Source organism: Terriglobia bacterium (assembly GCA_036496425.1).
Classification (GTDB): Bacteria; Acidobacteriota; Terriglobia; order 20CM-2-55-15; family 20CM-2-55-15; genus 20CM-2-55-15.
Genome location: DASXLG010000096.1, coordinates 1 through 5,780 on the forward strand (window position 1 = coordinate 1; position 5,780 = coordinate 5,780).

5 protein-coding genes and 1 tRNA gene are annotated in these 5,780 nt (G+C 60.2%); 3 read left to right on the forward strand and 3 right to left on the reverse strand.

What is annotated here, in order from left to right; all coding sequences use genetic code 11:
- Window positions 1-1,196, reverse strand: a 1,196-nt coding sequence (locus VGK48_06955; GenBank protein ID HEY2380909.1) for an MFS transporter, incomplete at its 3' end; no start/stop codon positions are given.
- 31 nt (window positions 1,197-1,227) lie between these two features.
- Window positions 1,228-1,300 (reverse strand) — tRNA-Val (locus VGK48_06960).
- A gap of 141 nt (window positions 1,301-1,441) precedes the next feature.
- On the opposite strand from VGK48_06960, the gene VGK48_06965 reads away from it, so the two are divergent.
- The 3 genes from VGK48_06965 (at window position 1,442) to VGK48_06975 (ending at window position 4,529) form a co-directional block, all read left to right on the forward strand.
- Window positions 1,442-1,966 carry a BON domain-containing protein gene (locus VGK48_06965; protein ID HEY2380910.1) on the forward strand — a complete coding sequence of 175 codons (525 nt, stop codon included), beginning with the start codon at window positions 1,442-1,444 and terminating at the stop codon, window positions 1,964-1,966.
- Between the two features lie 211 nt (window positions 1,967-2,177).
- Window positions 2,178-3,233 carry an alcohol dehydrogenase catalytic domain-containing protein gene (locus tag VGK48_06970; GenBank protein HEY2380911.1) on the forward strand — a complete coding sequence of 352 codons (1,056 nt, stop codon included), beginning with the start codon at window positions 2,178-2,180 and terminating at the stop codon, window positions 3,231-3,233.
- Between the two features lie 21 nt (window positions 3,234-3,254).
- The gene (locus VGK48_06975; GenBank protein ID HEY2380912.1) at window positions 3,255-4,529 is read left to right on the forward strand and encodes an NAD(P)/FAD-dependent oxidoreductase; all 1,275 of its coding nucleotides are present in this window, start codon (window positions 3,255-3,257) and stop codon (window positions 4,527-4,529) included.
- Here VGK48_06975 and VGK48_06980 read toward each other — a convergent pair.
- Window positions 4,504-5,780, reverse strand: a 1,277-nt coding sequence (locus VGK48_06980) for a prenyltransferase/squalene oxidase repeat-containing protein (protein HEY2380913.1), incomplete at its 5' end; no start/stop codon positions are given. The two genes, VGK48_06975 and VGK48_06980, sit on opposite strands and share 26 nt — an antisense overlap.

Consider the following 5,780-nt stretch of genomic DNA (forward strand, 5'->3'; position numbering starts at 1 on the left):
GCCCTGACGTCTTCCAGCCGGTCGAATCGAACTCTGCGCTTGCCGGCCCGGACGAAGTAGCCGAGCGCGAAGACTGAAACGGCGAGCGGGATCACGCAGAAGCCGGTCCAGCCGCCCGCGTTGAATGCAACAGGACCGAGGTACGAGCCCAGCGCGCCGCCGGTAAAGAACGCCACCATATAGAAGGTGTTGATACGGCTGCGGGCAGCCGGATCAAGGCTGTAGATGCGCGACTGGTTCGCGACGTGGCCGGATTGCACGCCGACATCGATCAGAGCGATACCGGCAATCAGGCCCGGCAGCATGCGGCCGAACAGCAACAGAACGGTATAGCCGGCAAGCGTCGCCACGATCCCGATAAGGATCGACCGCTCGGGACCGCTGCGGTCCGAAACGCGTCCGACGATCGGCGCAGCCGCCGCGCTCGCGGCGCCGAGCAGCCCGAACAAACCGGCGGCCGTTGTTCCATAGTGATAAGGCGGCGTCCTCAACAAAAATACCAGCGTGGTCCATAGAGCGCTGAAGGTCAGGAAAAGAAGACACGCGAGCACAGCCGCCTCTCGCAACATGGCGTGCTCCCGCGCCAGGCTCCAGACCGATCGCATCAATTCGGTCCACTTCAGCGAGACTTCAGGCTCGCTCTTCTCCAGCGATAGGCGAATGGTCGCGGCCAGCCCAAGCGTCAACGCCGATGCGAACCAGTAGACCGCCCGCCAGCCAAATTGCGCGCCGATGACGCCGCTGAATGTGCGCGCCAGCAGGACTCCGACCAGCAGACCGCTGAGCACCGTTCCGACCACCCGGCCACGCTCCTTCGGCGGCGCCAGATGCGCCGCGAGCGGCACGATGACATGAACCGTGGCCGCCCCGGCTCCGACGCAGAAACACGCCAGACTCAATGAAACGACATTGCCAGCCGATGCCACGAAAGCGAGCGCGATCGATTCGGCGATCAGCAGCGTTGAAATCAACGAACGCCGTTCATACCTGTCGCCCAGAGGCACGAAAAACAGCATCCCGAGGCCTGTGCCGATCTGCGCAAGCATGGCAACAATTCCGATCTTCCCCATCGACAACCCGAAATCGCGCGCGATGTCGGCCAGAAGCGGCTGCACATAATAGATGTTGGCGACCACGCATCCTGTGCTCAATGCGAGCAGCCACACGATACGGCGTTCAGAACGTCGAGGAAACATATCGGATATTCGAGTGAGCGGGTGGAAAGAGTGGGACCAACAGGGCTCGAACCTGTGACCTCTTGCGTGTGAAGCAAGCGCTCTTCCAACTGAGCTATGATCCCGCCGCAATTCAGTCATTGTGCGGGTCGATTGGCAGCGCTGTCAATGCAACGTTAAATAACGTAAAACCGCGGCCCGGCCACCGCGAATGCGCTTCCCTCCGGTCTAACAGAAGAGTTCGGGATTTTAGAAGGAGGTGCAGCATGATTCGGAAGTTCAATATCATTCTGGTGGCGTTAGCGGTCGTTCTGGCGGCAGGTACGGTACGGGCCAACATAGATCTCGGTCAGCGGATCCATCACGAAATCGCGATGCTGCCCTATAGCAGCATCTTTGACTGGGTCGAGGCGGATCTTCAGGCCAACGGAACGGTGGTGCTTCTGGGAGCCGTTACAAGACCCTCGATCAAACAGGATGCAGAATATCGCGTGCGTCATCTGGAAGGCGTGACGAACCTGAAAAACCAGATCGAGATTCTGCCGCTGTCGAGGCTTGACGATCAGATCCGTGCCGGCGTCTACCGGTCGCTGTTCAACCGGAACTCAACATTATCCGGCTACGCGCTCGGCGCGAATCCGTCGATCCACATCATCGTGGATAACGGCGCCGTCACGCTGAAAGGCTTCGTCTCGAGTGCGATGGACAAACAGCTTGCCGGCGCCGCCGCGAACGCAGTCTTCGGCGTGATGAAGCTCGAAAACGATCTGCAGGTCGAATCCCACTCCTAATCTCGCTGTTCAACAAAGAGATTAGCCACAAAAGGCACAAAAGGAAACAAACTGGGGACAGTCCCAGTTTGTTTCCTTTTGTGCCTTTTGTGGCTAATCTATCTCCGCCGCCGTGCTAGGATGCTGACTTATCGCAACCGCCCAATCTGAAACCGATGCAATTGCCAGCAGTGTCCGATAAATTGCTTCTGCCGCTCAACTTTCGCAGCTTATGACGGAAAATAACGGTCACATGCTGGCCGCTGTGCTTTATGGCCGCGAATTGTTAAAGGTCGAGCAGGTCGCCATTCCCGTCCCCGGCGAAAGTGATGTACTGGTACGCGTCCAGGCAGCCCTCACTTGCGGCACGGATCTGAAGGTATGGCGTCAGGGCTATCACGCACGGATGATCGTGCCTCCGGCGATATTCGGTCACGAACTCGCTGGGATCGTTGCCGAGTCGGGTGAAGCGGTAAGGGACCGCTTCCCTGTCGGAATGCGAGTCGTGGCCGCAAATTCCGCTCCCTGCAATGAATGCTTCTTCTGCCGCAAAGGCAGTCCGAATCTGTGCGAGGACCTGGTTTTCATCAACGGCGCATATGCCGAATATGCCCTGATCCCGTCGCGAATCCTGCGCGAGAACCTGATCGAGATCCCCCCGCATCTCTCGTTCGTCGATGCGGCGCTGGTCGAACCGCTGGCCTGCGTGCTGCGAGGAATCCATGAGACCGGAATCCAGCCGGGCGATACGGTCGCGGTCATCGGCTGTGGCCCGATCGGATTGAAATTCGTCAGGATACTGTCCCGGCGCGGCGTGAGGGTGATCGCCATCGGAAAACGCAGCAGCCAGATTAAAGTGGCCGAGCGGCTGGGAGCTGCCGCTACGATCGATGTGTCGCAGACGGGCGATCCCGTCGGCGCTGTGCGTCAGCTGACATACCGGCAACTCGGAGCAGATGCCGTCATCGAAGCCGTGGGTTCGCAGGCGACCTGGCAATGGGCCGTGCAGATGGCGCGATGCGGCGGGGCTGTGAACCTGTTCGGAGGTTGTCCGCATGAAACACGCGTGGAATTTGAGTCATCCGTCCTGCACTATTCCGAAATCACGATAAAATCGAGCTTCCATCACACGCCGAGGTTTATCCGGGAAGCTCTGGATACCGTTGCGCGAGGCGAAGTCGCCGCGTCCGATTTCGTTACAGGTGAAGTTACACTGAACGAGCTGCCGGACCTGTTCCACCACATGAAAAACCGGAACGGCCAGCTCAAAGTTGCCGTCAAACCGTGAACATCATGATTCGTTGGTGAAATGCACGTGGCTCACGACATCGTCATTTCCGGTGGAGGTATCGCAGGCACAACAGCCGCGGCGGCGCTGGCGCAGCTCAATTACCGTGTCCTGGTGGTCGAGCCCGGCCTCGATCATGCCCGCCGCCTTGCGGGCGAACTGATCCATCCGCCCGGAGTTGCCGCTCTGCGCGAGCTCGGCTTGCTCACGCCCTTGCAGGAAGCCGGCGCGATTCCGGTATCGGGCTTTGCCGTCTTTGTCGGCGACGCGGATATTCTCCGCTACGATGAAGTCGCGGGACTGGGAGAATCGGGGCTAGCGATCGAACACGGCACGATGGCCCGCGCCCTGCTGGCTGCCGTCGAAAAACTGCCCACCGTAACCGTGTGGAGGGGCGCACGCATCACCGGTCTGGACCTGGCCGGTCCTGACTCTGCGAATGTCACTGTCAATCGCGACGGGCGCGACTGTCAGCTCCGCACTCCCCTGGTCGTTGCCGCAGACGGACGGAATTCACATGTGCGCCAGTTCGCCGGCATTCCCTGCAAACAGATTCACATTTCCAACATGACCGGTTTCCTCATCGAAAAGGCCTGCCTGCCCCATCCGGGATTCGGGCATGTTTTTGCCAATGGCCCGACACCCGCGCTCGCCTATGCCATTTCACTTGATCAAACCAGGATCATGTTTGACGGGCCCGCGACGCCAGACGGCACGACCGCGTGCCTAAAGGCTCTTCCGGAACCGCTGCGGAGCTCCGTCGGATCCGCCATGGAAACTCAGGCCCCTCTGGTGGCCGCAAATTACTGGATTGCGCCGGCCGCAGTCGTGAAAGGCCCCCTCGTCTGTGTCGGAGACGCCGGCGGCTGCTGTCATCCGGTTACAGCAACGGGATTGAGCGCCTGCGCGCGGGATGCCGTCCGCCTCAAGCAGTCCATCCAGGAGACCGGCGGCGATATTCCCAGAGCATTGCGCCGTTACACCGCGCTTCGCGAAGGACCACAGCGCGCAAGAATGGCCGGTGCCCAGGTTCTTTACGAGGTCTTGAAAGGCGGCACACCGGAAATGTTTCTGCTGCGCCGCGGCTTGCTGCGCTACTGGAAGCAGAGCCTGCGCGGCCGCGCGGCGACGATGGCCCTTCTTTCCACCCATGACGAGCGGCCGTTCGCCGTTGTTCGGGAATACATGCAGGTCTGCCGCTATGCCCTGCCCGAGGTCGGCCGCGTCCCGAAAAGCAGCAGCGCCATGCTGGGATTGCCCGGAGCGATATTCAAAGTTTTGAAACGGGTCTCGTAGCCGCGGATGACGCCGCGTAGCGGGCAAGCGCCCAAACCGGGAAATAGCTTTTGTATAGACGGTAATCGAGCATCGCCGACCCGAAAAACACACCATTCACAGCCTGGCTCGGCCAGGAACCATCATCCTCCTGCCGCGCGGCAAGCCATGCGATGCCGCGCCGGACAGGTTCGGAGTCCCGCGGCATAACCTGCATCAAGGCAAGCAGCGACCAGCTTGTCATGACGACCTGGCTCACGGGATGCTCGACGTAACGATCGCTCAGGCAGCCGGAGTAGTGCTCGCCCCATCCGCCGTCCGGCTTTTGTTTCGACACCAGCCATTCCGCCGCCCGCACAAGCGTTGCATCATCGGCAGAGACGCCGGACGCGCGGAGTGCTTTCGTCACATGAAAAATCGCGTAGGTGAAATGGACTCCCCAGAAACCCGCATAAGACCCATCCGGCCGCTGGGAACGCCGCAGAAACGCGACGCCACGCTGGATCGCGTTATCGATACGAGGTTGCAGCACTCCGGGATAGGACTGCCGAAAGTCCGACAGAGCGCTGATCGACGAGGCCGTACATTCGATATACGACCTTTCGGTCATACACTGGCCATACATCTCCGATGGATTCACACGCTCCAGCCAGGACGAAGCGCGACGGCGCTCGTATGTCCCGAAGCCGCCGTCGGCATTCTGCCGATATAGAATGAATTCCGCGGCCTGGGCGAGACGATCATCAGGGATGCGTTCCTGTTCCGCAACCACCTCGTCCTCAAGGTGGTGCAGTGCGAGGACGGCGCAGAGCGCTTCAGCCGTGCAATCGCTGACGGGCCAGCGATGCGCTCCGTCGGAGAAGCACCAGCCACCGGCTGCCGGATCGCGTCCCTGCTCGCGATAATCTGTAATCTCGCTGGTGATCTGCGTATCACGGAGAAATGCATAACCCCGCCGCAACGTTTCGCCTGATCCCGCCGCAACGGCCGGCGACTCGGTGAGAGCCAGGATCGAAAACGCTGTATCCCAGGCGGTCGACCTCGCGCCCACATAACGAATTCCTTCGGTTGCATCTTCCCATTTCCACTTACTCACACCCTCGAGGCTGGGAACAAAGTCGGGGTGCTTTGCATCGCGCGACCAGATCGCAAGACAGTTCAGCAACCCATTGACAGGTGAGAGAGCCTGATATTGAGTCGATCGCTGTTCAGCTATGATTCGCTGGAAGCACAGATCCAACGCACGCCGGCGAATCGTTTTGGAATACACCC